This is a genomic window from Collinsella sp. AF16-8 (genome assembly GCF_003462695.1).
In the GTDB taxonomy this organism is placed as follows: domain Bacteria; phylum Actinomycetota; class Coriobacteriia; order Coriobacteriales; family Coriobacteriaceae; genus Collinsella.
In genome coordinates, this window is the sequence record NZ_QRXX01000001.1 from 479,007 (window position 1) to 504,336 (window position 25,330).

Annotated in this window: 27 protein-coding genes and 4 pseudogenes; 17 read left to right on the top strand and 14 right to left on the bottom strand. The window is 54.0% G+C overall.

What is annotated here, in order from left to right; all coding sequences use genetic code 11:
* Positions 1 to 14 precede the first annotated feature (14 nt).
* The 9 genes and pseudogenes from DWW73_RS02145 to DWW73_RS02185 all read left to right on the top strand — a co-directional run.
* Positions 15 to 491, top strand: a complete 477-nt coding sequence (locus DWW73_RS02145) for a PcfB family protein (RefSeq protein ID WP_002586631.1) — start codon at positions 15 to 17, stop codon at positions 489 to 491.
* Entirely contained in the window at positions 488 to 2,296 is a 1,809-nt protein-coding gene (locus DWW73_RS02150) for a VirD4-like conjugal transfer protein, CD1115 family (RefSeq protein ID WP_117778621.1), read from the top strand. Before DWW73_RS02145 ends, DWW73_RS02150 begins: the two co-directional genes overlap by 4 nt.
* Positions 2,283 to 2,585 carry a hypothetical protein gene (locus tag DWW73_RS02155; RefSeq protein ID WP_002586629.1) on the top strand — a complete coding sequence of 101 codons (303 nt, stop codon included), beginning with the start codon at positions 2,283 to 2,285 and terminating at the stop codon, positions 2,583 to 2,585. The genes DWW73_RS02150 and DWW73_RS02155 overlap by 14 nt, the downstream gene beginning before the upstream one ends.
* A gap of 276 nt (positions 2,586 to 2,861) precedes the next feature.
* Positions 2,862 to 3,020 (top strand): Maff2 family mobile element protein, encoded by a 159-nt coding sequence (locus DWW73_RS02160; RefSeq protein WP_009243792.1) that lies wholly within the window; start codon positions 2,862 to 2,864, stop codon positions 3,018 to 3,020.
* A gap of 154 nt (positions 3,021 to 3,174) precedes the next feature.
* A complete protein-coding gene (locus DWW73_RS02165; protein WP_002584334.1) occupies positions 3,175 to 3,447 on the top strand; it encodes a helix-turn-helix transcriptional regulator in 273 nt (90 codons plus the stop codon).
* Positions 3,407 to 3,784 carry a TnpV protein gene (locus DWW73_RS02170; RefSeq protein ID WP_002584333.1) on the top strand — a complete coding sequence of 126 codons (378 nt, stop codon included), beginning with the start codon at positions 3,407 to 3,409 and terminating at the stop codon, positions 3,782 to 3,784. Before DWW73_RS02165 ends, DWW73_RS02170 begins: the two co-directional genes overlap by 41 nt.
* Before the next feature lie 51 nt (positions 3,785 to 3,835).
* Positions 3,836 to 4,327, top strand: coding sequence for a nucleotidyltransferase domain-containing protein (locus DWW73_RS02175; RefSeq protein WP_002584332.1), 492 nt, complete (start codon positions 3,836 to 3,838; stop codon positions 4,325 to 4,327).
* Between the two features lie 185 nt (positions 4,328 to 4,512).
* Positions 4,513 to 4,947 (top strand): annotated as a pseudogene (locus tag DWW73_RS02180) (site-specific DNA-methyltransferase); the annotation flags it as partial.
* 35 nt (positions 4,948 to 4,982) lie between these two features.
* Positions 4,983 to 5,378: pseudogene (locus DWW73_RS02185) on the top strand (CHAP domain-containing protein); the annotation flags it as partial.
* 160 nt (positions 5,379 to 5,538) lie between these two features.
* Here the strand turns inward: DWW73_RS02185 and DWW73_RS02190 are convergent.
* The gene (locus DWW73_RS02190; RefSeq protein ID WP_002569186.1) at positions 5,539 to 5,892 is read right to left on the bottom strand and encodes a helix-turn-helix transcriptional regulator; all 354 of its coding nucleotides are present in this window, start codon (positions 5,890 to 5,892) and stop codon (positions 5,539 to 5,541) included.
* A 384-nt stretch (positions 5,893 to 6,276) separates the two neighbouring features.
* On the opposite strand from DWW73_RS02190, the gene DWW73_RS02200 reads away from it, so the two are divergent.
* The 4 genes and pseudogenes from DWW73_RS02200 to DWW73_RS02220 form a co-directional block, all read left to right on the top strand.
* The gene (locus tag DWW73_RS02200; RefSeq protein ID WP_002588768.1) at positions 6,277 to 6,456 is read left to right on the top strand and encodes a cysteine-rich KTR domain-containing protein; all 180 of its coding nucleotides are present in this window, start codon (positions 6,277 to 6,279) and stop codon (positions 6,454 to 6,456) included.
* Positions 6,457 to 6,479: 23 nt separating this feature from the next.
* On the top strand, positions 6,480 to 7,469 hold the full coding sequence (gene rlmN, locus DWW73_RS02205; RefSeq protein WP_002569187.1) for a 23S rRNA (adenine(2503)-C(2))-methyltransferase RlmN: 990 nt from the start codon (positions 6,480 to 6,482) through the stop codon (positions 7,467 to 7,469).
* Between the two features lie 537 nt (positions 7,470 to 8,006).
* Positions 8,007 to 8,447, top strand: coding sequence for an RNA polymerase sigma factor (locus tag DWW73_RS02215; RefSeq protein WP_002569188.1), 441 nt, complete (start codon positions 8,007 to 8,009; stop codon positions 8,445 to 8,447).
* A pseudogene (locus DWW73_RS02220) lies at positions 8,428 to 8,505 on the top strand (helix-turn-helix domain-containing protein); the annotation flags it as partial. The gene DWW73_RS02215 and the pseudogene DWW73_RS02220, both read left to right, overlap by 20 nt.
* A 62-nt stretch (positions 8,506 to 8,567) precedes the next feature.
* On the opposite strand, the gene DWW73_RS02225 reads toward DWW73_RS02220, so the two are convergent.
* Positions 8,568 to 11,333 (bottom strand): FtsX-like permease family protein, encoded by a 2,766-nt coding sequence (locus DWW73_RS02225; RefSeq protein WP_233509088.1) that lies wholly within the window; start codon positions 11,331 to 11,333, stop codon positions 8,568 to 8,570.
* Positions 11,334 to 11,338: 5 nt separating this feature from the next.
* The gene (locus DWW73_RS02230) at positions 11,339 to 12,040 is read right to left on the bottom strand and encodes an ABC transporter ATP-binding protein (RefSeq protein ID WP_117774146.1); all 702 of its coding nucleotides are present in this window, start codon (positions 12,038 to 12,040) and stop codon (positions 11,339 to 11,341) included.
* A 109-nt stretch (positions 12,041 to 12,149) separates the two neighbouring features.
* Between DWW73_RS02230 and DWW73_RS10400 the strand changes: the two are divergent.
* Positions 12,150 to 12,290 (top strand): annotated as a pseudogene (locus tag DWW73_RS10400) (hypothetical protein); the annotation flags it as partial.
* Positions 12,291 to 12,452: 162 nt separating this feature from the next.
* Here DWW73_RS10400 and DWW73_RS02240 read toward each other — a convergent pair.
* The 5 genes from DWW73_RS02240 to DWW73_RS02260 all read right to left on the bottom strand — a co-directional run bounded on the left by DWW73_RS02240 (position 12,453) and on the right by DWW73_RS02260 (position 17,832).
* The gene (locus DWW73_RS02240) at positions 12,453 to 13,127 is read right to left on the bottom strand and encodes a TIGR00266 family protein (protein WP_117629922.1); all 675 of its coding nucleotides are present in this window, start codon (positions 13,125 to 13,127) and stop codon (positions 12,453 to 12,455) included.
* A 148-nt stretch (positions 13,128 to 13,275) separates the two neighbouring features.
* On the bottom strand, positions 13,276 to 13,776 hold the full coding sequence (locus DWW73_RS02245) for a cell wall metabolism sensor histidine kinase WalK (RefSeq protein WP_117778623.1): 501 nt from the start codon (positions 13,774 to 13,776) through the stop codon (positions 13,276 to 13,278).
* A 196-nt stretch (positions 13,777 to 13,972) separates the two neighbouring features.
* On the bottom strand, positions 13,973 to 14,548 hold the full coding sequence (locus tag DWW73_RS02250; protein ID WP_233509089.1) for a methylated-DNA--[protein]-cysteine S-methyltransferase: 576 nt from the start codon (positions 14,546 to 14,548) through the stop codon (positions 13,973 to 13,975).
* Positions 14,549 to 15,244: 696 nt separating this feature from the next.
* On the bottom strand, positions 15,245 to 16,270 hold the full coding sequence (locus DWW73_RS02255; protein ID WP_117778625.1) for an aspartate-semialdehyde dehydrogenase: 1,026 nt from the start codon (positions 16,268 to 16,270) through the stop codon (positions 15,245 to 15,247).
* 173 nt (positions 16,271 to 16,443) lie between these two features.
* On the bottom strand, positions 16,444 to 17,832 hold the full coding sequence (locus tag DWW73_RS02260) for an aspartate kinase (protein WP_117778626.1): 1,389 nt from the start codon (positions 17,830 to 17,832) through the stop codon (positions 16,444 to 16,446).
* A gap of 103 nt (positions 17,833 to 17,935) precedes the next feature.
* On the opposite strand from DWW73_RS02260, the gene thrC reads away from it, so the two are divergent.
* Together thrC and thrB are read left to right on the top strand one after the other, a co-directional pair.
* Positions 17,936 to 19,453: a threonine synthase gene (thrC, locus tag DWW73_RS02265; RefSeq protein WP_117778627.1), complete on the top strand. Its 1,518-nt coding sequence runs from the start codon at positions 17,936 to 17,938 to the stop codon at positions 19,451 to 19,453.
* Between the two features lie 201 nt (positions 19,454 to 19,654).
* A complete protein-coding gene (gene thrB / locus DWW73_RS02270) occupies positions 19,655 to 20,536 on the top strand; it encodes a homoserine kinase (protein WP_006234874.1) in 882 nt (293 codons plus the stop codon).
* Between the two features lie 100 nt (positions 20,537 to 20,636).
* Here thrB and DWW73_RS02275 read toward each other — a convergent pair whose 3' ends face one another.
* On the bottom strand, positions 20,637 to 20,900 hold the full coding sequence (locus tag DWW73_RS02275) for a helix-turn-helix domain-containing protein (RefSeq protein WP_231501614.1): 264 nt from the start codon (positions 20,898 to 20,900) through the stop codon (positions 20,637 to 20,639).
* Positions 20,901 to 21,002: 102 nt separating this feature from the next.
* On the opposite strand from DWW73_RS02275, the gene DWW73_RS02280 reads away from it, so the two are divergent.
* Positions 21,003 to 22,016 (top strand): hypothetical protein, encoded by a 1,014-nt coding sequence (locus tag DWW73_RS02280; protein WP_117778628.1) that lies wholly within the window; start codon positions 21,003 to 21,005, stop codon positions 22,014 to 22,016.
* A gap of 232 nt (positions 22,017 to 22,248) precedes the next feature.
* Here DWW73_RS02280 and DWW73_RS02285 read toward each other — a convergent pair whose 3' ends face one another.
* The 5 genes from DWW73_RS02285 to DWW73_RS10245 all read right to left on the bottom strand — a co-directional run.
* A complete protein-coding gene (locus tag DWW73_RS02285) occupies positions 22,249 to 22,881 on the bottom strand; it encodes a helix-turn-helix transcriptional regulator (RefSeq protein ID WP_117564737.1) in 633 nt (210 codons plus the stop codon).
* 31 nt (positions 22,882 to 22,912) lie between these two features.
* Positions 22,913 to 23,596, bottom strand: a complete 684-nt coding sequence (locus tag DWW73_RS02290; RefSeq protein ID WP_117778629.1) for a DUF3990 domain-containing protein — start codon at positions 23,594 to 23,596, stop codon at positions 22,913 to 22,915.
* Between the two features lie 94 nt (positions 23,597 to 23,690).
* Positions 23,691 to 24,281: a ribosome biogenesis GTP-binding protein YihA/YsxC gene (yihA, locus tag DWW73_RS02295; protein WP_055252447.1), complete on the bottom strand. Its 591-nt coding sequence runs from the start codon at positions 24,279 to 24,281 to the stop codon at positions 23,691 to 23,693.
* A gap of 38 nt (positions 24,282 to 24,319) precedes the next feature.
* Positions 24,320 to 25,060, bottom strand: coding sequence for a 5'-methylthioadenosine/S-adenosylhomocysteine nucleosidase (gene mtnN, locus DWW73_RS02300; RefSeq protein ID WP_117778630.1), 741 nt, complete (start codon positions 25,058 to 25,060; stop codon positions 24,320 to 24,322).
* 78 nt (positions 25,061 to 25,138) lie between these two features.
* A partial coding sequence (locus DWW73_RS10245) for a hypothetical protein (protein ID WP_233509090.1) occupies positions 25,139 to 25,330 on the bottom strand: 192 nt, incomplete at its 5' end.

A 25,330-nucleotide genomic window follows, 5' to 3' on the forward strand; every position in this document is an offset into this window, starting at 1 on the left:
GAGGACGCGACAAATTGCAGGACGAAGTAAACGAAAAGACCATAGCCCTTTACATCAAGACCGGGAAGCTGACCGCCCAGACGCTCCAAAAGGCAATGAAAGCCATACTGTCAAAGGGAAAAAAGCAGCTTTCCAAACCGCCACAGGGCAAGCAGAGCTTAAAGCAGCTTATGAAGCAGAACGCGGGCGTTTCCAACATTGAGATTACCGAGGGCAATATCAAAGCCTTTGAGAGTACGGCGAAAAAGTACGGTATCGACTTTGCGCTGAAAAAGGACGCGACGGAAAGCCCGCCCCGCTATCTGGTTTTCTTCAAGGGGCGGGACGCGGACGTGCTGACCGCAGCCTTTAAGGAATTTTCCGCAAAAAAGCTGACACAGGAGAAAAAGCCCTCAATCCGAAAGCTGCTCTCTACCCTCAAAGAAGCTGCACAGGGCAGAAACGCGGAACGGGCAAAGGTCAAGAACAAGGACAGGGAGGTATCGCTATGAAGCCGGAAATCAAGAAGCTGCTTATCTTAAATCTCCCGTATCTGCTCTTTGTCTGGCTCTTTGATAAAGCGGGCGCGGCTGTCCGGCTCTCCCCCGGCGCGGACGCAAGCGCAAAGCTGCTACATCTTGGGGACGGTTTTACCGCCGCCTTTTCCAGTATCGCGCCGAGCTTCCACCCGGCAGACTTAGCTTTAGGCATTGCGGGGGCGGTCATTGTTCGGCTGATTATCTACACCAAAGGCAAGAACGCGAAGAAATACCGCCGCGGGACAGAATACGGTTCGGCGCGTTGGGGCGGGGCTGACGATATAAAGCCATACACAGACCCGGTATTTGAGAATAATATCCCCTTAACGCAGACGGAACGGCTCACCATGAACAGCCGCCCGAAGCAGCCGAAATACGCAAGAAACAAAAATATCCTTGTAATCGGCGGTTCCGGCAGCGGCAAGACCCGGTTCTTTGTGAAACCGTCGCTCATGCAATGTACGTCAAAGGATTTTCCAACGTCGTATATCGTCACTGACCCGAAAGGAACACTGATTTTGGAAACCGGAAAAATGTTGCAGCGGTACAAATACCGTATCAAAGTGCTAAATACGATTAACTTCAAAAAATCCATGAAATACAACCCCTTTGCCTATCTGCGGAGCGAAAAGGACATTTTGAAGTTAGTCAATACCATTATCGCCAACACCAAAGGCGACGGGGAAAAATCCGGCGAGGATTTCTGGGTGAAAGCGGAAAAGCTCTACTATACCGCACTAATCGGCTATATCTGGTATGAAGCCCCGGAGGACGAGAAGAACTTCACGACGCTGCTTGAAATGATAAATGCGTCGGAAGCCCGCGAGGACGACGAGGACTTCCAGAACCCGGTTGACCTCATGTTTGAACGTCTGGAAGAAAAAGACCCGGAACATTTTGCAGTCAAGCAGTACAAAAAATACAAACTTGCGGCGGGCAAGACCGCAAAAAGCATACTTATCTCATGCGGCGCGAGGTTAGCCCCATTCGACATTAAGGAGCTGCGGGAGCTTATGGAAACCGACGAAATGGAGCTTGACACCATAGGCGACAGAAAGACCGCCCTTTTCGTGATTATCAGCGACACCGACGACACCTTTAACTTTGTCGTGAGTATTCTCTACACACAGCTATTCAACCTCTTGTGCGACAAAGCAGATGATGAATACGGCGAGCGGCTTCCCGTCCATGTAAGGTGCTTACTTGATGAATTTGCGAATATCGGGCAGATACCGAAGTTTGAAAAGCTCATTGCAACGATACGGAGCCGGGAAATATCCGCGTCAATCATCTTGCAGAGCCAGTCACAGCTAAAGGCAATCTACAAGGACAACGCCGATACCATAGTCGGCAACTGCGACACCACGCTTTTCTTGGGTGGCAAGGAAAAAACGACGCTCAAAGAAATATCGGAGATTTTAGGCAAGGAAACGATAGACAGCTTCAACACGTCCGAAACAAGGGGGCGGGAGCTTTCGCATGGGCTGAACTATCAGAAATTGGGAAAGCAGCTTATGACGGAAGATGAAATCGCAGTCATGGACGGAGGGAAATGTATCTTGCAGCTACGCGGGGTGCGCCCGTTCTTTTCGGACAAATTCGACATAACGAAGCACCCGAAATACAAGTACCTGTCCGACGCAGACCCGAAGAACGCCTTTGACATGGAAAAGCACCTTAAACGCCGCCCCGCCATTGTCAAGCCCGACGAGGTTTTTGACTATTACGAGATTGACGCGGCAGACTTACAGGAGGACGCAGACCATGAGGAAACGTAGCGCAGAGGAAAAACAAAAGCAGCTTGAACGGTTTTTAATGAATGTTGCGGAAGCCGCCGACGCTGCATTATGGGAGTATTGGCGGGAAAAGGAAGCGGAACACCGCCGTTTTGCAACGGAGTATGTCACGCGCCGGGGGGCTTATCCCGCAACAGTGACAGCATGGCAGACCGCCGGGGGACAGGGGAAGCTACACTTCCCCTACGCTGCCTTGCGGCAGCTACCCCTTTGTGAACTTGCGGGAAGCGAACACCTTGCTACGCAAGCTATTCACTTCCCGCAAGTCTGAAAAAAACGTCCGGCAGCACAGCGGGACACAGAAAGGAGCGATTGAAGCAATCACATCTATCCATACCGGCTACATGATACGCGCCCCCACTTTCCGGCGCAGTACACAGCGGCAGGAGCCGCACCCCCTACAACTGAATACCGCCGCGCCGCAGAACTTACGCAGCGCGGGGACAGCCGCCTTTACCAGAGGGCGGTTTTTTTGTGCGGCGGCATATGCTGACCGCCTTTTGTCCGCTTGCCGGACAGCCGCAGACGCGGCAGAAAGGATATATTTATGGCATTTTTCAATAGCGCAGTAGACGTTTTGCAGACCCTTGTTGTAGCACTTGGAGCCGGGCTTGGTATCTGGGGCGTAATCAATCTGATGGAGGGCTACGGCAACGACAATCCGGGCGCGAAAAGCCAGGGCATGAAGCAGTTCATGGCTAATTAAAGGGAACAAAAAGAAAGGAAAAGCCAATCCAGACGGTATCAGCGGCAGGCTACAAGAATAAATTGTGATTTCACAAGATTGGTGCTATAATAAGAGAAAAGTTCCTGCCGGGGCAGCCGCTCCGGTGGTATGGATAGAAAGGCAGGAAAACAATATGCACATCAGCTATAAACCACTCTGGCACACACTGTTAGAGCGTGATATGAGAAAAGAGGATTTAAGGCTTGCCGCTGGTATGACAACAAATATGATTGCCAACATGAGCAAAGAGGGAAAGCACATCAGCATGGATACATTAGCCCGTATCTGCGAAACGCTGAATTGTGAGATTACCGATGTGATTGAGTTAGTACCAGACGAGCCTGCTTCCACAGGAGGTAAGGAACATGAGCGAATTGAAACCAAGAATAAAAGAAAACGGAATTGATTATATCCTTGTTGGAGATTACTACATCCCGGACTTGAAGTTGCCGGAGGAACACCGCCCCATCGGAAAGTACGGACGGATGCACCGGGAATATTTAAGAGAAGTCTGCCCAGCCAGATTACACACATTGACCCTGACCGGGGAATTGTGGACATATCTTGCAGACCTGAACGAACAGGCACAGAAACGGTTAGACACCATCATGGAGCAGATGAAAGCTGCCGAGGGCGTGACCGAGGAATTGAAGCGTACCCGTCAAATGGAATGGGTGCAGCGTTGCAATAACATTCACAACCGGGCAGAAGAAATTGTTTTACATGAGATGATTTATTCATAACGGTATGGTAGAACGATTATTACAAATTAGAAGTTGTAAAGGAGACTTTGTATGGGTAGAAAAGAAATAACAACAAAAGAAGATTTAATGAAAGTAATAGAATTATTCGAAAATACTGGAATTACATACTGGTTGGATGGCGGATGGGGTGTAGATATTTTAGCTGGTAAACAAACAAGAATTCATAGAGATATAGATATAAATTTTGATGCTCAACATACGGAAAAATTGTTAAATGTGCTTTTGAATCTGGGCTATAAAATTGATACAGACTGGAAACCGGTTAGAATAGAGTTATATAGTGATGAACTTGGTTACTTAGACATTCACCCGTTCGTTTTAAGTGAGGACGGAACTTCAAAACAAGCTGATTTAGAGGGTGGCTGGTATGAGTTTGAAAAAGATTACTTTGGTAGTGCTTTTTTTGAAGGAAAAACAATTCCTTGTATATCCTTAAAAGGCCAAAGAGTTTTCCATTCAGGTTATGAATTAAGAGATAAAGATAAGCATGATATTTCAATTCTTGAAAGTTTATCAAAATAACATTGCTGTAATTTCTAAGATAAATTCCACTTTATCGCTTTGAAATTTTAACTGAATAAGTATAGCACCAACCGCTGCTACATGGAAGCAAACACAACCATGCAACAGCGGTTTTTCTTTACCGTTTTTTCCTTTGACTGATAGGAGTTCCTGTTTTCTTTGATTTTTGTAGAATCCGAATGAGCCATTTCTATGACGCAGCCGCCATAGCCGAGCCGTTAGCCCCCACAACGGCGGCGCGGTACCGCACCGGGCGCAGCGCGGGACAGAAATATGCGGACGAAATACCCGGACAGGGGAAAGTACAGGGGCTTAACCGGGCGCGAAGCGGCAGCTACTACGACGAAGCCCTCATGCCGACCATGCGGAACAGGCGGGACGTGTGGCTTATCAATACCGTTCCCTACAAGGGCGGGCATTTCGCCGCGTTCCCGCCAAAACTTGCCGAAACCTGTATCAAGGCGGGCTGTCCGAAAGGCGGCGTTGTGCTTGACCCCTTTTTCGGCAGCGGCACGACGGGGGCAGCCGCAAGGCAGCTTGACAGGCATTATATAGGCATTGAGATAAACGCCGAGTATTGCGCCCTTGCAAGGGCGCGGATTGGAGGGACAGAAAAATAAAACAGTATCGAGCGCGTGAGAAAGTCACGCAGAAAATGACCCGCGAGGGGGCTGTCGAGGTAAACGCCGCCACCGGGAAAAAGAAACGTATCAGCAAGCGGATAAGGGACGCGGACTTTGCAAAGACCGAAGCACCGCAGCCGCCGGAACAGGCAGCGCAGCCCCTACCGGGCGGCGCAACTTCCCCGCCCTTAACCGACACGCCGCCACTTCCCCATGCGCCGGGGGCAGAACGGGAACAGGACACCGCCGCAGCCGAGCGCGTCTTGGAGCGTATCGACGGGGCGCGTACCAGAAAGGCGAGCAAAAAGGCGGCGAGGAAAGCACAGGCAGAAGCCACAGCAAAAGAAAAATCTTCCCGCTTGCAGTTTACCGACGAGGAACGGGCAACGCCGGAGCTTGAAAAGTATATCCGAAAATCGGACAAAGCACCCTTCCTATGCTTGCTACGAATGTTTTTATCCTTTAGGCTCTTATCACCTACTACGGAGAAAAAGCGATTTTGCCAAACTTACGCAAAAGAAAAACGCTGCAACCTCAAAAAAGATTACAACGCTTTCTAAATCCTGTTCAGTTTTAAGTCGGACATTCCTATTCGCCCTCTTTTTCGACTTCGGAAATCTCCTTTGCCGTTGCGGTTACAATCCGTATGCCTGTATCGCTCATACCGTCAAGAAGCGCGTCAAGCTGCCGCCGCTGCGTGTTCTTCTCCGGCGGCGTTTCTAAAAGGAATTGGTCTACGGATATATGGTAACGCTGTATCAGCTCAAAGAATATCTGTAAACTTGGGTGCTGCCCCTTGTTCTCAATGTTCGCAAGGTAGCGCGGCGAGATAAACATTTCGTCGCCTACTTTCTTGCGGCTCTCCTTGCATCCCTCACGCGCTGCCTTTATCGCTGCCCCAAAAGCCTTAAAGTCGTATCGTGGTACTGGTCTTTTTGCCATAGTTATTCACCCTATTACATTTTACTGTTCCCCTTTCTTCTTGGATATGTCTACGTAGTTCTATCAGTTAGCCAAAATAATTCATATATATATATGTTGACAACAAGCTGCTTTTGTATATAATATTATATAAAAGGGGGGGAATGTTTATGTTACATAGCATGCGTATTCGATAAGCATTGAAATCAAAAAAGATTTTTCCCATTTTCAATATGGGCTTTTTTGTCATGCTTATTTTGCGTATGCTATACAACAAAACTAACGACGTATAGACATAGTATAAAAACTATGCCTTAATTTTGTTGTAGTATTATATGTATAAATGCAGGTCAATGCTCATGTTGAGAATTGACCTGCATTTTTTTGCGCAAAAGGAGAAATATTATGCTTGAAAAATATTGGATAAAATGTCCAATTTGTAACGGAAAGACGAGGGTTCAAGTATTTTATAATACGGTATTAAGAAATTTTCCTCTTTTCTGCCCTAAATGTAAATTAACGCATATCGTTGATGTTGAAAAACTAGAAATCATAATCAAAAACTCTGAAAAACAAACTTTTTAATTTTGAAAAGGAAGGATATTTAAATGAAACACTTACCTAAAAGTACACCTACGGAAATATTGAATGACCCATACGGATTTACTTACAAAGAAATGTCGGAAGTAATTGGAGAGGATAAAGCAAGAGCCTTATATACGGAATTGTATAAACAGCCATTTCACAAAGAAAATCTATCAATATCAACAAAAAAAGTCTATAAAAGTAGCGATACTGAAAAGTATGTTTATGAATTGAAAGATAACAGGTATATTGAAACGGTTTTTATTAAACGGCGAGATGGTGGGACTGTTTGCGTAAGTACGCAAGTTGGTTGTTCTGTTGGCTGTATTTTTTGTGAGTCCGGACGCAATGGTTTTGTTCGTAATCTAACACCGTCTGAAATTGTGCAGCAGGTTGTATTGATACGTCAAAAAGTAAATCGTATCGTTTTTATGGGAATGGGAGAACCTTTATTCAATTACGACAACTTGATTGCAGCAATCCATATTCTTCGAGATAGAAATGGACTTAACTTTCCAACCGACGGCATTACCGTATCAACAGTTGGTCCAGTTAATCAATTAAAAAAATTGCGCGAAGAACATCTAAAAATTCAGTTGACAATATCTTTACATGCAGCAACACAGGCTGCGAGAAACTGTATCATTCCTCATATGCACATGTACGCTATTGAAGATGTTGTTAAGCAAGCATTGTCCTATTCTCAAAGGCATAATCGAAAAGTGGTATTTGCGTATTTGCTTTTACCAGGTATAAATGACCGTTCCTCAGATATAAGGCAACTTGCAAAATGGTTTAAGGGCAAAAATGTTATGATTAACGTGCTGCAATACAACCCGACGAGTAATTCAAAAATTAGAGCACCACAAAAACAAGAAATGGTTGCGTTCAAACATCAATTAGAGCAAACAGGACTTGAAGTTACCATGAGAGTTTCTCATGGTAGAGAGATTAAAGCAGCTTGTGGACAGTTAGCTAATACATATAATAAAGCCAAAAAACAACAGAAATAATTTAATTAAAAGAGCCAGACGCACAGACGCAGAGCCGATAATATGCAGTTTGAAATACTGCTGTTATCGGCTCTTTTTTGATTTTAATTTGTGCCCCTAATAACCATATTGGAGCAAAATCAGAACTGTTGCTTGTCGTTCTTTGATTTCCGCAGCAGCTTTGAAAAATCAAAGCCGCCGTTTCTTTTTATCTTCTAATGAAATGACGCGGTATCACTGTTGAAATCGGCGGCTAAAGGAGGTAGCCGCCATGAAGCAAAAAGCATATCGACAAAATCCGACAGTTATTGACTTATCAAAAAAAGCCCGCCCACCACCGGGGGAAACTACGCTTATATATATGAACTGTCTAATCATCTGGATACTGCTTACAATGCCTATGCGCCCGTCCGGGCTTTTCGGACGGGCGCATTTTGTACGTTCAAAAAATTTTTGAAGAAATTTCAAAAAATCTTCGGCGTTTTTGAAAAACGCCGTATTGCCCCGCGAAAAGGGGGGAAGCACCACCAACTTTCCAACGAGAAAGGAGGTGAGAATGTGGAACCTAATAGCAGGGAGTTTTACAAACAGTGTGCTTTTCAGAAGTTTTGTAATACGGTATTGCACAATGAAGCTTGCGACACCCATAGAGAACTTCGCAGACACAAGGCAAAGGAAGTGACCTTTTCCGACATGACCTTAGACGAAGCGCGGCAGCTTCATACGTTTGATGAATATTTCAAACGTGAAGCCGCCGAAACCGTCTTTGAGAAAGCCGGGAAGAAAATCACGCCAAAGCTGCTTCTTGAAGCAATCCGTACTTTGCCGGAAGAAAAGCGCAAAGCCATATTGCTGTATTACTTCGAGGGAATGAACGATACCGAGATTGCGGAGCTGTTCAACACGTCGAGAAGCACGATACAGTACAGGCGGACAAGCTCTTTTGAGAAATTAAGAAAATATCTGGAGGAAAATGCTGATGAATGGGACGAATGGTAACGAACCCGGCTACCCGGAAAATGCCCTTGTTCCTTATCCTGTCATTGTGGCAGCGACAATGGTTGTCCGGCGTTTGCGCAGATAAAACCTGCCAAAATAAACCTGTCCCTTTTTGGCAGGTCACTCGGCGCTCTTGAGGGCGCCGACCATGTCGATCTTGTTGAGGGTACGATTGGTGGCTAGGTTGACGATAAACGTAAAGCCAAAGGAAAGCACCACGGCGAGCACGTAGCTTAGCGGCTCGACTTCGACGTCAAAGTACAGCGACGGCATCTGCAAAATGTACGTAAAACTCTCGGCCAGCAAGCCGCCCAGTGGCACGCCCAGCGCGGCGCCAATTGCCGTGAGGATCAACGTCTCCTTGTTGACGTAATGGTGCACCTCGCCACGGCGGAAGCCCAGCACCTTGATGGTCGCCAGCTCGCGTTCGCGCTCGGAGATATTCGTGTTGGACAGCGTAAACACCACCACAAACGACAGGCATGCCGCCATAAAAGTCACGAGCACCACGACCGAATTGATGATCGCAAAGTTCGCCTCGTAGTTCTGCCAATGTTCGGCCGTGCTCGAGATGGTGAGCCAACCGTCGCTCTTAAGCTTCTTGCTAAACGCAATCTGGTCGGCCGACGAGCCCTTAAGCAGCACAAAGACGCCGTTGAGGCGTGCGCTTCGACCGAACGCGCGCTCATAGGTGCCCTGCGTCATGTAAAGCGTGTTGCCAAGATAGTTAAGCGAAATGTCACTGACTTTGACCTTGGCAACATTGAGCGACGAATCCTGGACGTATGCCGTATCGCCCGGCTGAATCCCCAGCACCAGCTGTGAACTCTTACTCAGATACACGTCTCCGTCACGCAAAGACAGCGGCTCTTTGGACTCGTCCTCGAGGCGCACATAGTCGTCCAGGTCGTTCGTGCGGTCATCGGGCACCACGATCAGCTGCACGGTCTCGCTCTTGCCGCCAAACGTAAAGGTGACGTTGTCGGTCATAATCGGCAGCGTCGAAGTCACGGTCACGTTGGAATCATTGGCCGCGCTGCGCTCATCCAACGCCGCGCACGTCTGCGTAAAGTCATCGGGGTTGGCGACCGCCAGCAAGTCATAACGCGTGATATGCCCGTACTGTTTGGGCGAAAGCGCCACCGACGTATCGCGAATACCCATACCGCAGATCACAAGCGCGGTGCAACCCGCGATGCCAAAGATGGTCATAAAGGCACGCTTTTTGTAACGGAACAGGTTGCGCGCAGCCACCTTGTTCAAAAAGCCCATGCGGCGCCAGATAAAGCCGATGCGCTCAAGTAGGATGCGCGAGCCGGCGCGCGGGGCCTTGGGGCGCATGAGCGAGGCCGGGGTCTCGGCCATCTCGTGGCGGCAGGCGATAATTGTGGCGCCCACCACGCCCACGGCAAACAGCGCCACCGAGACGATCGAGGACACGATGTCGTACGAAAGCAGCATCTGGGGCAGCGAGTACATGTCGTCGAACACCGTAAACAGGAACAGCGGCAGGCCCACAAAGCCGATGATATTGCCGAGCACGCCGCCAATCAGGCACGCCCACAGCGCATAGTCCACGTATTTGGACAGGATGCGCTCGCGCGAGTAGCCGAGCGCCTTGTACAGGCCAATGAGCGTGCGCTCCTCCTCGACCATACGCGTGGCGGTGGTGAGGCTGATGAGCACGGCGACGATAAAGAAGATGAACGGGAACACCGTCGCAATAGCCTCAATTGACGAGCTATCGCTCTCCACGCTTGAGTAGCTTGCGATATTGTCGCGGTCCTGGATGTACCACGTGCATTCACCCAAATCGGAAAGCTCGGCGCGGGCATCGGCAAACTGCTGGTCGGCGGCGGCGCGGCGCTGATCCAGGTCGGCCTGAGCCTGGACGCGTTCCTCGCTGCCCTGGGCCATGCGATTGATGTTGTCCTGCTCAATCCCAAAGAGCATATTCGCCTGGCGCTCGGCCGCATCCAAGCTTGCCGGCGTGTCGACTGTCAGCTCCTGAGCGCGCGCCTTCTCACGCTCCTCGCGGATCTTCTCTATATTGCCCTTGACCTTGTTGATCTTTGCCGCGTAGGCATCCGAATAGGAGTTGAGGCTCTTGGCTCCTTCGACGACTACGTGGACTGCGGAATAGGACGACGACGTCGCGGCGTCCTCGCTCACATAGAACTTATAGTCCGCCGCCGAAGCAGCGCGAAAGGCGTTGACTGTCGAGTCGGAGCTCACATCAGTGGGATCGAGGACCTCGGCCGTAATGGTGTAATCGCCCGCGGCAAACTGATCCTTGGCGCTTTGGTTCGACGAGCTCGCGTCATTGGCGGCAAAACTCACCGTATCGCCGAGCTTTTTGCCCGAAGACTTCAGGAACTTCGAAGTCACCGCGACTTCATCGGCGCTCTCGGGCAAATCGCCGTTCACGAGCACCGGCTGATCGATGTTCTCCTTGGAGAGACTTTGCACGACCACGCGCTCGCGCGTTGTGCCCACGGCGGTGTAGGCGGTCTCGGCGTAGATGCCCTCGGCCGTTTCGACGCCATCGACCTCTTGGATGGCGTCGAGATCATCGTCAGTCAGGCCATAGGTCGACTGCACGTTAATGTCATAGACATTTTGCTGGTCGAAGTAGGCGTCGACCGAATCGCACAGATCCTCGCAACCCGCCTTGAGGCCGCACATCACGCTCACGCCGAGCGCGGTGATGACCACGATAGATAGGAAGCGCTTAAGACTGCCGCGGATTGTGCGGTAGATGCCACGGCGAAATACCGTCGGCACCATATCGTTTGAGCTTTGGGCGGTACGGTAGGTCGCGAACTCCCGGTCGCGGCCCGCGTGCTCCGTATCGTGGTTTTGGCTGTTTTGGCGGTCCTGGTCCATGGGCGCTACCACTCGATTGTCTCGATAGACACGGGATTTTGCTGGACCGTCTCGCTCTCCACGCGGCCGCTCTTAAAGCGGATCAGGCGATCGGCCATGGGCGCCAGCGCGGAGTTATGGGTGATGATAATGACCGTGATGCCCTGCTTGCGGCAGGTGTCCTGCAGCAACTGCAAAATCTGCTTGCCGGTTTTGTAGTCGAGTGCACCCGTGGGCTCGTCGCACAAAAGCAGCTTGGGGTTCTTGGCCAGCGCGCGGGCAATGGACACGCGCTGCTGCTCGCCGCCCGATAGCTGCGCGGGGAAGTTGGCGAGGCGCTCGCCCAGGCCAACCTGGCAAAGCGTTTGCTCGGCATCGAGCGAATCGGGGCAGATTTGCGCCGCGAGTTCGACGTTCTCAAGCGCCGTCAGGTTAGGGACCAGATTGTAGAACTGAAAGACAAAGCCGACGTCAGCGCGACGGTATTCCACAAGCTGAGCCTCGTTGGCAGAGCTCACGTCACGCCCGTCCACCGTCACGGTGCCAGAAGTTGCCGTGTCCATGCCGCCCAGAATGTTGAGGGCCGTGGTCTTGCCGGCACCCGAAGCACCCAAAATGATGGCGAGCTCGCCGCGCTCGACCGTAAAGCTCGCGCCGTCGAGCGCGTGGATGCGGGCATCGCCCTCGCCGTATGCCTTGATGACGTCTTTGAATTCGATATAGGCCATCGATTAATTCCCATCTGGTCGGATAACTCTTTAGTATTACCCATTTCCCACCTACCAAAAAGGGACAGGTTTATTTTGGCAGGTTTTATAAGGGGAAACGTACCTCTTTGGGGGCAGCGCGGGACGCGCAGGGGCGGCCGTGCAGATCGGCACAGCCGTCTCACGTGGAATCGACCGACGCCTGCCTTTCCGTGACACCGGCAACTCGTTTTTGCTTGTTGGCATGGCCGCCATTATGCCTTGGGACTGAGCACTCAAATTCTCACTCCTCATTGCCACGCTTGCCGCAAGCTATCAGGGTGACGAGATGACGACGCTCGCTGTAGCAGCGCAGCCACACTCTATAAGCGAGGCGTTTGCCAGCAAAAAAGCGCGCGACAGGGTAAGCCCGCCGCGCGCTATCCTATGCGGACTAGTTATTGTTGTTGGTCATCGAGGCCACTGCTGCCGCAAGATTGGAAATGGGCATCGTCTGCAACCAGATGCGACCGGGACCGGTGAGCACGGTGTTGAACACGCCCTCGCCACCAAACATGATGTTTTTGACGCCCTTGACCATTTGAGCGTCGATGCTCACGGTCTCCTCAAAGCCGGCCACGTTGCCGGTATCCACAATCATCTGCTGGCCAGCAGCGAGCTCGTACTCAACCAGGTCGCCGTCGATCTCGGCAAAAGCAACACCCGAGCCCGTGAGCTTCTGCATGATAAAGCCCTCGCCGCCAAAGACGCCGGCCTTTGCCTTCTTGTTAAAGTGAATGCTCAACTCGACGCCACTTTCCGCGGCAAGGAACGAACGCTTCTGCAAAATCCAGCTCTTGCCCGGACCGATCTCGATTGGCACGATGCGGCCGGGGAAGCAGGAGCCAAACGCGATCATGCCATCGCCACGCGCGGTCCAAATGTTTTGGAACAATGCCTCACCCGAAAAAGCCTTGGAGAACATCTTGCCGATGCCACCGCCCGAGGTAGACATTTCCATGTTGGGGGTCATCCAAGCCATGGCGCCGCTTTCGGTGATCATGGATTCGCCATCGCTAAGGTTGCACGTAACAACCGGGAAAGCCCCTCCGCCGATCTCGTACTGCATGACCGTCTCCTTTCCACTCAGGAGCCGAATAACGATGCCTATATTTTAGCAGGTAGAGATGCATATGTTCACACCGCCCATGCCCTCTCCTGCGGACGTTTCCCCAGATAAAACCTGCCAAAATAAACCTGTTCCTTTTTGGCAGGTTTTAAAGGCAAACGGTGAAGGTGATCTGGTTGCCGTGACCGGATACGGTGGCGGCGCCTCCATGGGCCTCGGCGATGGCACGCACCACGGACAGGCCCACGCCCGAGCCACCCGTCTTGGAGCTGCGCGACGCATCCGCACGATAGAAGCGATCGAACAATCGGTCCAGGTCGCCCTCGGGCAGCTCGTCCACGGCGTTCGATACGACAAGCTCGGCGGCGCCCTTGCCTTTGCCGTGCGAAACGGCGCACAGGCTCAGCTCAATCACGCTGCCCTCGCTCGCATAGCGCGTGGCGTTGTCCAGTAGCAACTCAACCACCTGCGCCACCGCCGCGGCATCGGCATGGGTCCGCACGCCGGTCGCAATCGACGTCGACAGGCGTTTACCGCCTGAGACCGCCACCGACTTAAACGGCGCCGCCACCTTGTTCACCGCCTCCGAAAGATCGATCGACGCCATGGTAAAGCCCGCCGAGCCCTCGTCCATGCGTGCCAAGAACACCAAGCGCTCCGTGAGCGCCGATAATAGCGCACCCGCACTCGCCTTAGTGCTGCCTTAGCAGGTCGATGAGCATATTTAAAAAAGCAAGGTTATAGCTTAGTCGGACTTAAGGAACGGGCGGCTTCACATCTCGCCCTGCAAACAACGCCCGTACAGCGAGCGCGCTTGCCGCATGGGCGTTGCGGCCGCCTGCAGCTTATAGATAGGCACCCTCGAGGCGCAGCAGCCATTCTTTGCGATCCAGTCCACCGGCGTATCCGTTGAGCGATCCGTCGGCCGCGACCACGCGATGGCATGGCACGATAATCGAAATGGGGTTACGCGCAACCGCAGCCCCCACCGCGCGAGGAGATACAACGGGTGCCTCGTTTCCCGGCACACGATGTCGAGCCGCAACACGCTGGGCGATCTCGCCATACGTAGCGACCTCGCCACGCGGGATAGAAAGCAGCTCAAACCAAACCTCGCGCTGAAACGCCGTGCCAATCAAATGCAACGGCGGCGTAAACCGAGGCTCCTGCCCCGCAAAATAAGCATTCAGCCAAGCCCATGAACGCTCAAGCACCGAAGAGGCCACACCATTTGCCGGACTCACCGAAGACATCCCACCGGTACCAGAAACCGCATCGGTACCTACGACATACTCCGCATCCTCTTTGAGCAGCGTAGAGCCAAAGTGCTCCTGCCCCTCAAACCAAAGCCCCGTCAAACCGCGGCCATCAGCGGCAAGCAGGATTTCGCCCAAAGGCGAGGCAAATGTCGTCGTGACCACCAGCGGCTCCTTTCAAAACTCAGCAAACATAATACCGCGAACTGTGCAGACAACCCCCGCAGATACGTCCGGGCGGGCTCGCAATTACTTCAGCGAGGCTGTTTTTCCCAATCAAGCGAAGAAGACGCGGGGCTTCGACGCCAGGGCGGTACCCCCGCCAGCTGAGCTCTAATACTTTCCCGAGAAGTGAACGAGTAAAAACGAAGCCCCGGAGCATCCACACCTTTAGACCAAAAAACCGCAGGATTCGCGCTGCAAAACCGCAGGAAATAGCGGTCAAAATATGCCAATGCTTCGGGGGTCCAAATAAGGTCGTTCACTTCACGGGAAAAGTATTAGACCTCAATTCGCACCAAGCCCAAAGTCACCCCAGGCAGCAGGCGCGAAGCGCCGCCGCTGCCGCCACGGCCCCGCAGTAGACCCAGGCGGCAGGCGCGAAGCGCCGAGGCCGCCGCCGGGACCAGAGCCCGCAACAACCACGCGCCCCCACATCAGCCCAGCGGCCCCAACCAACAACGTCCCCATCGCAGAGCGCTCGCAACAGCGTCACCGCAGGCGGGGGCCGGGCTTGGTTTTCAGAACATTCCGCAGACCAGTGTGGCGCCTTGTCCGCGGCTCCGAAGGAGCAAGACAAGGCGCCACACATGGTCGAGGACGTTCTGAAAACCAAGCCCGGCCCCCGCCGGACAGGTCAAACTACTCGCAGAGCAGCTTAGCGATCTGGACGGCGTTGGTTGCCGCGCCCTTACGGATTTGGTCGCCGCAGCACCAGAAGGTGATGCCGCGCGCGGCCTCGGGGTTCGAGATGTCGCGACGCACGCGGCCGACCCAAATCAGGTCCTGGTCGGACGTATCCATCGGCATGGGGAAGCGGTCGTGTGCACCCTCGGCACCCAGATCGTCAACCAGCTTGACGCCGGGAGCGGCAGCCAGCGCAGCACGGGCCTCCTCGACCGTAATATCGCGCTCAAACTCGAGCGTAATGCTCTCGGAGTGCGAACGCAGCACGGGCACGCGCACGCAGGTGCAGTTCACGCGCAGCTCGGGCAGATGCATGATCTTGCGGCCCTCGTTTTGCAGCTTCATCTCCTCGGAGGTAAAGCCCTCCTCCTTGACGCCGCCAATCTGCGGAATCAGGTTGCTCGCCAGCTGGGCGGCAAATGCACGCGGCTCGGGAATCTCCTCGCCGCGACCCAGGGCGGCCAGCTGAGCCTCGAGCTCGGCCATACCGGGAGCGCCGGCACCCGAAGCCGCCTGATACGTCGAGACGATCATGCGCTTCACGCCGGCGAGCTGATGCAGCGGCCACGTGGGAACCAGGCCGATGATAGTCGCGCAGTTGGGATTGGCGATAAGGCCGTGATGCCACTTGATATCGTCGGCATTGATCTCGGGCACGACCAGCGGCACCTCGGGATCCATGCGGAAGGCATGGCTGTTGTCTACCACGATGGCGCCACGCTTGACGGCCTCGGGCAGCAGCTCCTTCGCGATATCGTCGCCGGCAGCGCCGAGTACGATGTCGCAGCCCTCAAAGGCCTCGGGGCAAGCTTCCTCGATCACAACCTGCTCGCCGCGGAACTCGACGGTCTTGCCCGCAGAGCGCGCGCTCGCTAGCAGCTTGAGCTTGCCGACCGGGAACTCCTGCTCGTTGAGACACTCGAGCATCTGGGTGCCAACAGCTCCCGTCGCGCCCAAAATAGCAACCGTGTACTGTTTCATGCTTCCCCCTTTTAAGGTTGTGGCTTTTGCCCGCACGCCGAGCAGGCTAAATGTTCTTGCCCAGTTTATACAAAAACGGGACGGGCATGAAACCCGCCCCGTCGAAACGAAACCGAAATGAAACGCCCCACGGCAGATTTTGGGGCATGTCCCAAAATCTGCCGGAATGGCCGCTACTTGTGGAGGGCGGCCAGGGCGGGTTCGACCGGCGCGGGAGCCTCCAGGTCCGCGACTTTCACAATGCCGTTCTCGTCGGAGAAGGCACGGTAAATGGTCTGAATCGCCAAGTCGAAGTCCTTCTCCTCGACGCCGATAATGATATTGATCTCATCGCAGCTCTGCGAAATCATACGCACGCTCACGCCCGCCTGGCCAAGCATGCCAAACAGGTGGCCCGAGATACCTGCACGGCCGCGCAGGTTACGACCGACGGTCGCGATAAGTGCCAAGCCCTCGACCACCTCGATCTCGAGCGGCTCGACCTCCTGCTGAATGTCGCCTACGAGCGAGTACAGCGAATCGCGCACGTCCTGCTCCTGCACCACAGCACCAAAGCGGTCGACACCGGTGGGCATGTGCTCGACGGAAACGTCATAGCGTTCGAAGACCGAAAGCGCACGGCGCATAAAGCCGACGCGCGGCTTGGTACGGTCGCGGGCAACGTTGATGGCGACAAAGCCGCGCTTACCGGTCACGCCGGTAATGATGGGCTCTGCCTCACCCTCGTCAGCCGTCTCGCTAATGATGGTGCCGGGGTCCTGCGGCGCATTGGTGTTCTTGATGACCAGTGGAATGCCTGCCTCGCGCACAGGGAACACGGCCTCCTCGTGCAGGACGCTTGCACCCATGTACGAAAGCTCGCGCAGCTCCTCGTAGGTAACGCGGGCGATGGGCTGAGCCTCGGGCACAATGCGAGGATCAGCAGAATAGAAGCCCGAAACGTCGGTCCAGTTCTCGTACAGGTCGGCGCCCAGGCACTTGGCCAGGATCGAGCCCGAGATATCGCCGCCGCCACGGTCGAGCAGCTTGATTTGACCCTCACGCGTCGCGCCGTAGAAACCGGGCATGACAAAGCCGCCCTGCTGACCGTACTCCTGCACCAGCTCGGAGGTGCGGTTCATGCTGAGCGTACCGTCGTGATGGAACGCCACGACCGTCGCGGCGTCCAGGAACGGCAGGCCCAGATACTCGGCCATCAGGCGAGCGGTGAAGTACTCGCCACGACTCACGAGCTCCTCGGTGGAGTAGCCGCCCGAGCGGGCGCGCTCGGCAAAGGCCGCGAACTCCTCGCGGATGGGATAGGTGAGCTCCAGCTCGTCAGCGATATCAAAATAGCGCTGCCCAATGTCCTCGAGCAGCTCCTCGCACGACACGTGGTACTTAACGTGCGCGTTAACCAGGTAGAGCAGGTCGGTCACCTTGGTGTCGCCCTTAAAGCGGCGACCGCAGGCAGAAACCACCACAAAACGGCGGGCCGGATCGGCATCGACAATGGCCTTGATCTTCTTAAAGTGTTCGGCGTCGGCGACAGACGAGCCGCCAAACTTGGCAATCTTAATCATGGGCTGGAGGTTACCTTTCTAAAAGCCTCTGCAAACCTGTTTTGCGCGCTCTGATACCATGGTTTCACCGATTGGGACCAAGGCATCCGAGGAGCAGTGTTATATGGGAACTTATCATAGTACACGAGGACGCACTTTATCGTGCTCAAGTAAGGTGGCAATCCGCACCGGCATCGCTCCCGACGGGGGTTTGTTTGTCTCGGACGAGCTTGGCACCCAGCAGGTCGATATCAGCTCGCTTGCAGATAAATCGTACTTTGAAATCGCTCAAGATGTGTTGGGAATGTTACTGAATGATTACACGGCCGAAGAAATTTCGGCGTGTGTCGACGAGGCATACCGCGGCACGTTCGCAAGCGAAGAGGTTACGCCGCTCGTCAAACTCGACGCTGCGCCGGGCGCTGACGCCCCTCAGACCTATGTGATGGAACTCTTTGGCGGCCCCACGAGCGCCTTCAAGGACGTCGCCCTGCAGATGCTCCCCCGCCTTATGGCCCGCACCTCCGCCAAGGACGGCGGCGCCGAGCGCATCATGATCGTCACCGCCACGTCGGGCGACACGGGCAAGGCAGCACTCGCCGGCTTTGCCGACGCTCCGGGCACGGGCATCACTGTCTTTTATCCCGAGGGCAAGGTCAGCCGCGTCCAGAACCTGCAGATGTCCACTCAGGAGGGCGATAACGTCGCCGTCTGCGGTATCCGCGGCAACTTCGACGACGCCCAGAGTGCCGTCAAGCGCATCTTTGCCGATAAGGAACTTGCCGAGCGCTTGGAGGCCGCCGGCACGGTGCTCTCGAGCGCCAACTCCATCAACGTCGGCCGCCTGGTGCCGCAGGTTGTCTACTACTTTGCCGCCTATGCGCAGCTGCTGCGCGCCGGCGCCATCAAGGCCGGCGATGCCGTGGAGTTCTGCGTGCCGACCGGCAACTTTGGCGATATCCTGGCCGGCTACTATGCCAAGCGCATGGGTCTGCCCGTCGCCAAGCTCATCGTCGCGAGCGACAAGAACAACGTTCTGGCTGACTTCCTGACCACCGGCGTCTACGACCGCAACCGTCCGTTCTTCACGACCATCTCGCCGTCGATGGACATCCTTATTAGCTCCAACCTGGAGCGCATGCTCTACTTCCTGTCCGACGGCGACTGTGAGCTCGTTGCCGGCCTTATGGAGCAGCTTGCCCAGACCGGCCGCTACGAGGTACCCGCCGAACTGCTGGCAAAGATTCAGAGCGTCTTTGGCTGCGGTTGGGCCAGCGAGGACGAGGTCCGCGCTGCCATCAAGAGCTGCTGGGACGCGAACGGCTACGTGATCGACCCGCACACCGCTTGCGGCTACCACGTCTTTGAGCAGGTCGCTTCCGCCGAGGGCGCCAAGGCCCGCGTGCTGCTTTCGACCGCCAGCCCCTACAAGTTCCCACGCGCCTGCTGCGACGCCCTGGGGCTCGACGTTCCCGAGGATGATTTTGAGGCTATGCGTGTGCTCGAGCAGGCCACCAACACGGTCGCCCCGACCCAGCTCGCCGAACTCGAATCCAAACCCGTCCGTTTCGAAGACGTCTGCGACGTCGATGAGATGGCAAGCTACGTCGAGTCTGCAGCAAAACGAATGAGCACCAACTAAACCCCTTATTAAGCGCCGGCGAAAGCCGGCGCACCTTCTTTTATCAGAAACCCACCGGGATGATGACGAACTGACATGCGGGTCTGCCTGTTTAGTTCGTCGCGAGTTCCGCACGAGCCGGAAAGCACTTAATGTGCTTTCCGAGCGAGCCAGGACTGCCCGAGCAGCGAACTAAACAGGCAGACCGCCCAGGAGATTCCCATGATCAAGATCACCGTCCCCGCCACCAGCGCAAACCTAGGCATCGGCTACGACACCCTCGGCATGGCCGTCAGCCTCTACTCGCACTTCACCTTCGAGCGCGCCGACAAGCTCACCATCACGGGCTGCCCCGAGGAGTTTCAAAACGAGAACAACCTAGTCTACGTGAGCTTTGTCGACGCACTGGCCGCATGGGGCGAGCCGGCCTTCCCCGTCGCCATCGACATTCAGACTGACGTTCCCGTCGCCCGCGGCCTGGGCTCCAGCTCAACCTGCGTCGTCGCCGGCATTATGGCCGCCGCCGCGCTGACAGGCCACACCGTCGACCGCGCCGAGCTCGTCCGCATTGCCACCGAGGTCGAGGGCCATCCCGATAACGTCGCCCCCGCCATCCTGGGCGGCGCCGTCTGCTCCTTTACGCCGACCGATTCGCTCCCCCAGTGCCTGCGCTACGAGGTGAGCGATCGCTTGCGTTTTATTACCGTGATTCCGCCCTACGAGGTACATACGAGCGAGGCGCGCAAGGTTGTGCCGCAGGAGATTCCACTCTCCACCGCCGTATGGCAAATGGGCCGCATCGCCGGCATGACGCGCGGCCTGGAGACCGGCGACCTGGATCTGATTGCCGCCGCCAACGACGACCGCATCCAAGAGCCGTATCGCCGTCGCCTCATCCCCGACTACAACGCCGTGCGCGACACCTGCCTTAACGGCGGCGCTAAGACCATCTGGATCAGTGGTTCGGGCTCGACCCTCATGGCCGTGACTGACGACACCATCGTGGCAAAGTTCCTACAGGTCAAACTGCGTGAACAGTTCCCCAAGTGTGACACGCACATTCTGACGTGCGACACCGAGGGCGCTCAAATCGAGTACCTGTAGCGCCCTGCCTCATTGCTCTCACCGGTCCCCTTGGGGCTTCGCAGCCTCGACAGGATAATCGCATTCGCTGATTTAATTATCGCCCGATTCGCGGCGCAATCTATTTATCTCCGCTGCTCAGAACCGCCTCAAGTCTTTGCACGAGAACTCCGACGGTAATTCCAAGTGCCTCTGCATAGGCGAACTGCTCATAAACCCTAAGACTGCGTTCCCCGGTTTCGACTTTCGAGATGAACGACTGAGGTACCCTCAGTTTCTTTGCGAGTTCAACCTGAGTGATACCTTGTTCCCGACGAATCTGGGAGAGGCACTTTCCGCATGTCCTATTAGCATCAACGTTCATACCGTTTACGCTATATTCCATTTTGATATATCCCAAACTAGGATATATTCATGTGAGTATCTGTTTCACTTATCGCAATTGTTCGCATCGCACATTTGAAACGAGAGAGGGGACTCGATAAGCATGGATGACGAGATGAAAGAGCCCAATAGTGAGCAAACGCCCAGTGCATCTGATGAACAGAAGCCGAATATCGAAGGGAAGCAGGTTTCTGATGGTGCTGACGACACCACCTCCCCTGACGATCGATCATCAAATGAAGACGGTGCCACATGCAATAAGGAAGAGGACGATTTACTTCTAACGAGTGCCATTAACAAACTTGGTGGTAATAAACGAGCGGCTATCGCAACTGCTGCGTTAGTTGCCGTCATCTTCTGCTTACCCATGCTGTTTCCTCAAATGTTTTGCACCCACAAACTTTGGACCAATGCAAACTGTACAAGCCCTCGCACCTGTAAAAGTTGCGGCAAAACCGAGGGGAAACCGCTCGGACATGAATGGGAAGAAGCAACATGCACGGTTCCGAAGACCTGTCAACGCTGCGGCAAAACCGAAGGGAAACCCCTTGGGCATCAACCAGGTTCTTGGACTACCGAAGTCGATTACGTTGACGCCACCTCGAAGGAAATTCGAGAATGCGGGAGATGCGGAGAGGTCGTTGACACCCGCAACGAAAAGGAAATTACTTCCTTTCTTGGCGACGGATCGTTTTCAATTTCACCTGAAGGCTTTATTGAACGACTTAACGAGGAATTCTCCGATATTCCCAATTGCAGCAGTATGAAGGCGAGTTACGAGTTAGACGATAGCGGCACGGGACTCGAGCTTCAGATAAAAAATGGCTCTACGCTTGCCGGTATTGGAGGTTTTTTCTCGGACTCGAGCAGTCAACTACTATTCAGCTATCTTGGATCAGAAAACTGCTTCAAAAACATAGTCATGTACTTCGAAAATTCAGATTATGCCGCGGCGACAGCATTAGCAACCATACAAGCAATTGATCCAACACTCTCATTTTCCGACGCTAAGGAGATTGGCGCTGCCTGCGTAGGTACGCCAACTGTCAAAAATGGAATTACGTACGCAATCTTAGCTTCAAATGGAGAATACTGGCTGAGCACCCGAATTGAATAATTTACTTTAATTGCTAAATGCAGACGCCTCTTACTCGCGGCATATTAAAGTTCAACCCCTGTTAGCATCGTCAATCGAAATATGCCCCGCCGAGCACTTTAGCTTGGCGGGGCATTTCGATACGTAGGCGGATTTTGATACCTAGAAGGCCCACATGCCCCCACTAGGCAGCCGGCTTCGCTGCTCAAATTGCTCGAACTGCAACTTGAGCAATCAGCGGCCAGCATCTCTTTTAGGCTGCGCTAGTTTCTTTGTATTCAAAGACTGGCTCTAAGATGTCTTCGATGCTGCAGTGCAGGACTTTCGCCATATCCCTTACGGTTGTTACCGATGCTTCGTTGATGTTTCTCTGGCGCTGTTCGTACATTTGGATTGAGCGGAGTGATACGCCCGATTCGTATGCCAGGTCTTGTTGGGTTTTCTTGAGCCTCTTTCTTGCTTGCGCCAGTTTAGTTTGACGAGGTGTTTTCTTCGCCATATCGCAAATAAGACGCGCCACACGTTCCTCTGAGGCTTCATGCCAGGGATAGTACAGACCGCGCAGCGCATCAAATGGAACGACATGCAGCAGATCTTCGAAAGACTCCCCTAAACGCCACTGCAGGTATGCCAGCATCCAGCCCGCCCAATATTCCGGCGTCTTCTCAAATCGATAGGTGCAGTCCGGTATAGGCCTGTTTTGATAGCCCGATCTTTCAGCGATAAGCGCGAACAGCTCAACGCCCGATTTTCCCGATACGACCCATGCGTTGCCGCGTTCGAACTCGCGAGCTACGCCGCTGAGGCAAAAGAGTTCAGCAACTTCCGATCCCTCTGCTCCATAATCATTAACGGCATAGTCAAAGCAGTCGCCTAGGTTGTTCATTGCGTCCTCGAGGTAATAGACGGGATATGTCCTACTCGGCCCACAATCCGTTAACTCTTGGATCATTTAAATCGACCCTCCCTGCCATCAAATCCCTAATGTCGACACCCTCGGTGTCAAATCCGTTTATCGTATCCAGATACTTACGTCGAGCATTCTGTTCTCGCTCAAATCGTTTGGGATAAAACTCAGCTCCCGAGGCCTGCTTCCAATCGCGGAACCTGATCGCCGAGAACGCGCGCTCACTCATAAGAGCGTATTGGATGCCCAAATCGCCCAAACGCATAATGAGTTGCAGTTGCCTGAGCGAGATCATGCCGTTAACGAACTGTCTTGCAAACGAAAAGTAGGAATCGTCGGCGCGATAGCCTCGAATAACGTCATAGGGAGAAATATCAATCAGGCAGTTATCCAGCAGATAACGAAGCCCCTCGCGTGCTACTGGCGTCGAGACATTAAACTCCCGGTTGTCGGCCAAAATCGCAAGCCAATTAAGAATTGAAAACTCCCCGGACTCCAAATCCAAGACCGCGAGACCATCCATATCGAGCTCATATCGATTCGCGATACCATCGGACTCGGTCCGGCATGCCCATTCCATCGCCATTTCCTCATGTGGCGTGCAATAAAACCCACGTCCATAGTCGTTGAACTGCTTACATCTATCCAACGATGGATGCTCGACAACAACCTCCGACCCGTGCCAAAGCTCCATATCGACCTCCTAAAAAATATCACCCCAGTGATAGTTTACCAATAACTATCACTGGGGTGATATAGATGAGAGCTTTTGAGGGGTTGCAGCCCGATTAGAGGCAGGCCTCGGCGATGCGGCGCTTGAGTTCATCGATGCCGGTGCCGGTCTGGGAGCTTGTGATGATTACGTTTTCGGCCGGGACGTTGAGCTGCTTTTTGATGGCTGCCGCCTGGCGGGCCTGCTGGGTGCGGCTGAGCTTGTCGGCTTTGGTGAGGCAGACGATAAAGTTGAACTCGTTGCCCTGCAGGTAGTCGATCATGTCATGATCGAGCTTGCTGGGGTCGTGACGAATGTCCACCAGCGAGACGACCAAGTTAAAGCTGCGCTCGGAGTCGAAAAAGTCGCCGATAAGCTCGGCCCAGCGGTCGCGCTCGGCCTTAGAACGACGGGCGAAACCATAGCCCGGCAGGTCGACGAAGTGCACGTCGTCGGCCTCGAAGAAATTGATGTTGCTTGTCTTGCCCGGTGTGCTCGAAACCTTGACCAGGTTCTTGCGGCCAAAGAGCTTGTTCATAATCGACGACTTGCCCACATTGGAGCGGCCGACAAAGCTCACTTCGGGGCAGGTGGACTCGGGAATCTGCGAAACCTTGCCGTAGCTGGCGACGAACTTGGCAAGCTGGTAGTTAATGGAATCGGCCATGGACACTCCTTGGTCGTAGGTTCTTACAAAAGAGCGCGCTATTGCGCAGCGGCAATGCGGCGGACGATATCGAGCGTGATGTTACTTGCGACACGCGCGTACTCGAACAGATCGAACTCTCGGTCGCAAATTGCATCGTACGCCTCGTCACAATTATCGCTGATAGCGCGCAACACCAGGCAATCGACACCATTTTTGGTTGCGACATGGGCAATTGCCGCGCCCTCCATGCCGACACAATCGGCATGCGTCGCCTCGATAGCGTCGTTGCGCATGACGGCGCCCGTCACAAAGCGGTTACCCGTGGCAATCGTGCCGACCAGGAACTGCTTGGTGCCCTCGTTCGAAGCGACTGCATTTGTCGAAGCGTCAACAAACCCACGCTCAGCAAGCACATCGGCGGCAATATCGACCAGCGCAGGCGTCGAGCCAAACTCCTCGAGCCCCGGTGCGGACTCGGCGATAAGCGCGGTATCGGTATCCAAATAGCGCAGGCGTTTACCAATGACCACGTCGTCGATATGGAGCTTGGGGTTCAAACCGCCCGCAATGCCCGAAAACACAACAGCCTGCGGAGCATACTTGCTAATGAGGTGCTGTGTCGCAGCGGCGGCGTTCACCGTGCCCATGCCCGCCGTTGTGGCGACAACTGTCAGGCCGTCGAGCTCGCCGCTCACAACGGTCAAGCCTGCCTCCCGTGCCTCGCAAACGTCGCTCAGCTCTTCCTTAATCTGCATGATCTCTTTTTCGAGCGCACCGATAATCGCGATGGTAGCCATACCATTCCCCAAACCTATACGAAATTCTCAACCACGGTATGGTACCAGCATTTTGTTTGACCTCGCCAAACGAACACGCTAAGCCAGTGCAGCTCGCGTATCAAACAGCGCCTTTGCAATCGCGGCCGTAACCTCACTCGAGCGGTCGCTCCACGGCATCGATGTCATGACGCTCATGACATAGGTACGGCCATCGATGTCGATAGCAGGCATTTCTTTCGGTGACGCATAATTTCTTTCGCAAATTGACAACCGCATAGCGGAACACGG

Coding starts and splice junctions, on each gene's coding strand:
- yihA (WP_055252447.1), bottom strand. CDS start 24,281: ATGGCCGATTCCATTAACTACCAGCTTGCCAAGTTCGTCGCCAGCTAC.
- DWW73_RS02155 (WP_002586629.1), top strand. CDS start 2,283: ATGAGGAAACGTAGCGCAGAGGAAAAACAAAAGCAGCTTGAACGGTTT.
- DWW73_RS02280 (WP_117778628.1), top strand. CDS start 21,003: ATGGATGACGAGATGAAAGAGCCCAATAGTGAGCAAACGCCCAGTGCA.
- DWW73_RS02165 (WP_002584334.1), top strand. CDS start 3,175: ATGCACATCAGCTATAAACCACTCTGGCACACACTGTTAGAGCGTGAT.
- DWW73_RS02175 (WP_002584332.1), top strand. CDS start 3,836: ATGGGTAGAAAAGAAATAACAACAAAAGAAGATTTAATGAAAGTAATA.
- DWW73_RS02230 (WP_117774146.1), bottom strand. CDS start 12,040: ATGGCCTATATCGAATTCAAAGACGTCATCAAGGCATACGGCGAGGGC.
- DWW73_RS02285 (WP_117564737.1), bottom strand. CDS start 22,881: ATGAACAACCTAGGCGACTGCTTTGACTATGCCGTTAATGATTATGGA.
- rlmN (WP_002569187.1), top strand. CDS start 6,480: ATGAAACACTTACCTAAAAGTACACCTACGGAAATATTGAATGACCCA.
- DWW73_RS02200 (WP_002588768.1), top strand. CDS start 6,277: ATGCTTGAAAAATATTGGATAAAATGTCCAATTTGTAACGGAAAGACG.
- DWW73_RS02160 (WP_009243792.1), top strand. CDS start 2,862: ATGGCATTTTTCAATAGCGCAGTAGACGTTTTGCAGACCCTTGTTGTA.
- DWW73_RS02170 (WP_002584333.1), top strand. CDS start 3,407: ATGAGCGAATTGAAACCAAGAATAAAAGAAAACGGAATTGATTATATC.
- DWW73_RS02275 (WP_231501614.1), bottom strand. CDS start 20,900: ATGGAATATAGCGTAAACGGTATGAACGTTGATGCTAATAGGACATGC.
- DWW73_RS02225 (WP_233509088.1), bottom strand. CDS start 11,333: ATGGACCAGGACCGCCAAAACAGCCAAAACCACGATACGGAGCACGCG.
- DWW73_RS02290 (WP_117778629.1), bottom strand. CDS start 23,596: ATGGAGCTTTGGCACGGGTCGGAGGTTGTTGTCGAGCATCCATCGTTG.
- thrC (WP_117778627.1), top strand. CDS start 17,936: ATGGGAACTTATCATAGTACACGAGGACGCACTTTATCGTGCTCAAGT.
- DWW73_RS02150 (WP_117778621.1), top strand. CDS start 488: ATGAAGCCGGAAATCAAGAAGCTGCTTATCTTAAATCTCCCGTATCTG.
- thrB (WP_006234874.1), top strand. CDS start 19,655: ATGATCAAGATCACCGTCCCCGCCACCAGCGCAAACCTAGGCATCGGC.
- DWW73_RS02240 (WP_117629922.1), bottom strand. CDS start 13,127: ATGCAGTACGAGATCGGCGGAGGGGCTTTCCCGGTTGTTACGTGCAAC.
- mtnN (WP_117778630.1), bottom strand. CDS start 25,060: ATGGCTACCATCGCGATTATCGGTGCGCTCGAAAAAGAGATCATGCAG.
- DWW73_RS02190 (WP_002569186.1), bottom strand. CDS start 5,892: ATGGCAAAAAGACCAGTACCACGATACGACTTTAAGGCTTTTGGGGCA.
- DWW73_RS02255 (WP_117778625.1), bottom strand. CDS start 16,270: ATGAAACAGTACACGGTTGCTATTTTGGGCGCGACGGGAGCTGTTGGC.
- DWW73_RS02260 (WP_117778626.1), bottom strand. CDS start 17,832: ATGATTAAGATTGCCAAGTTTGGCGGCTCGTCTGTCGCCGACGCCGAA.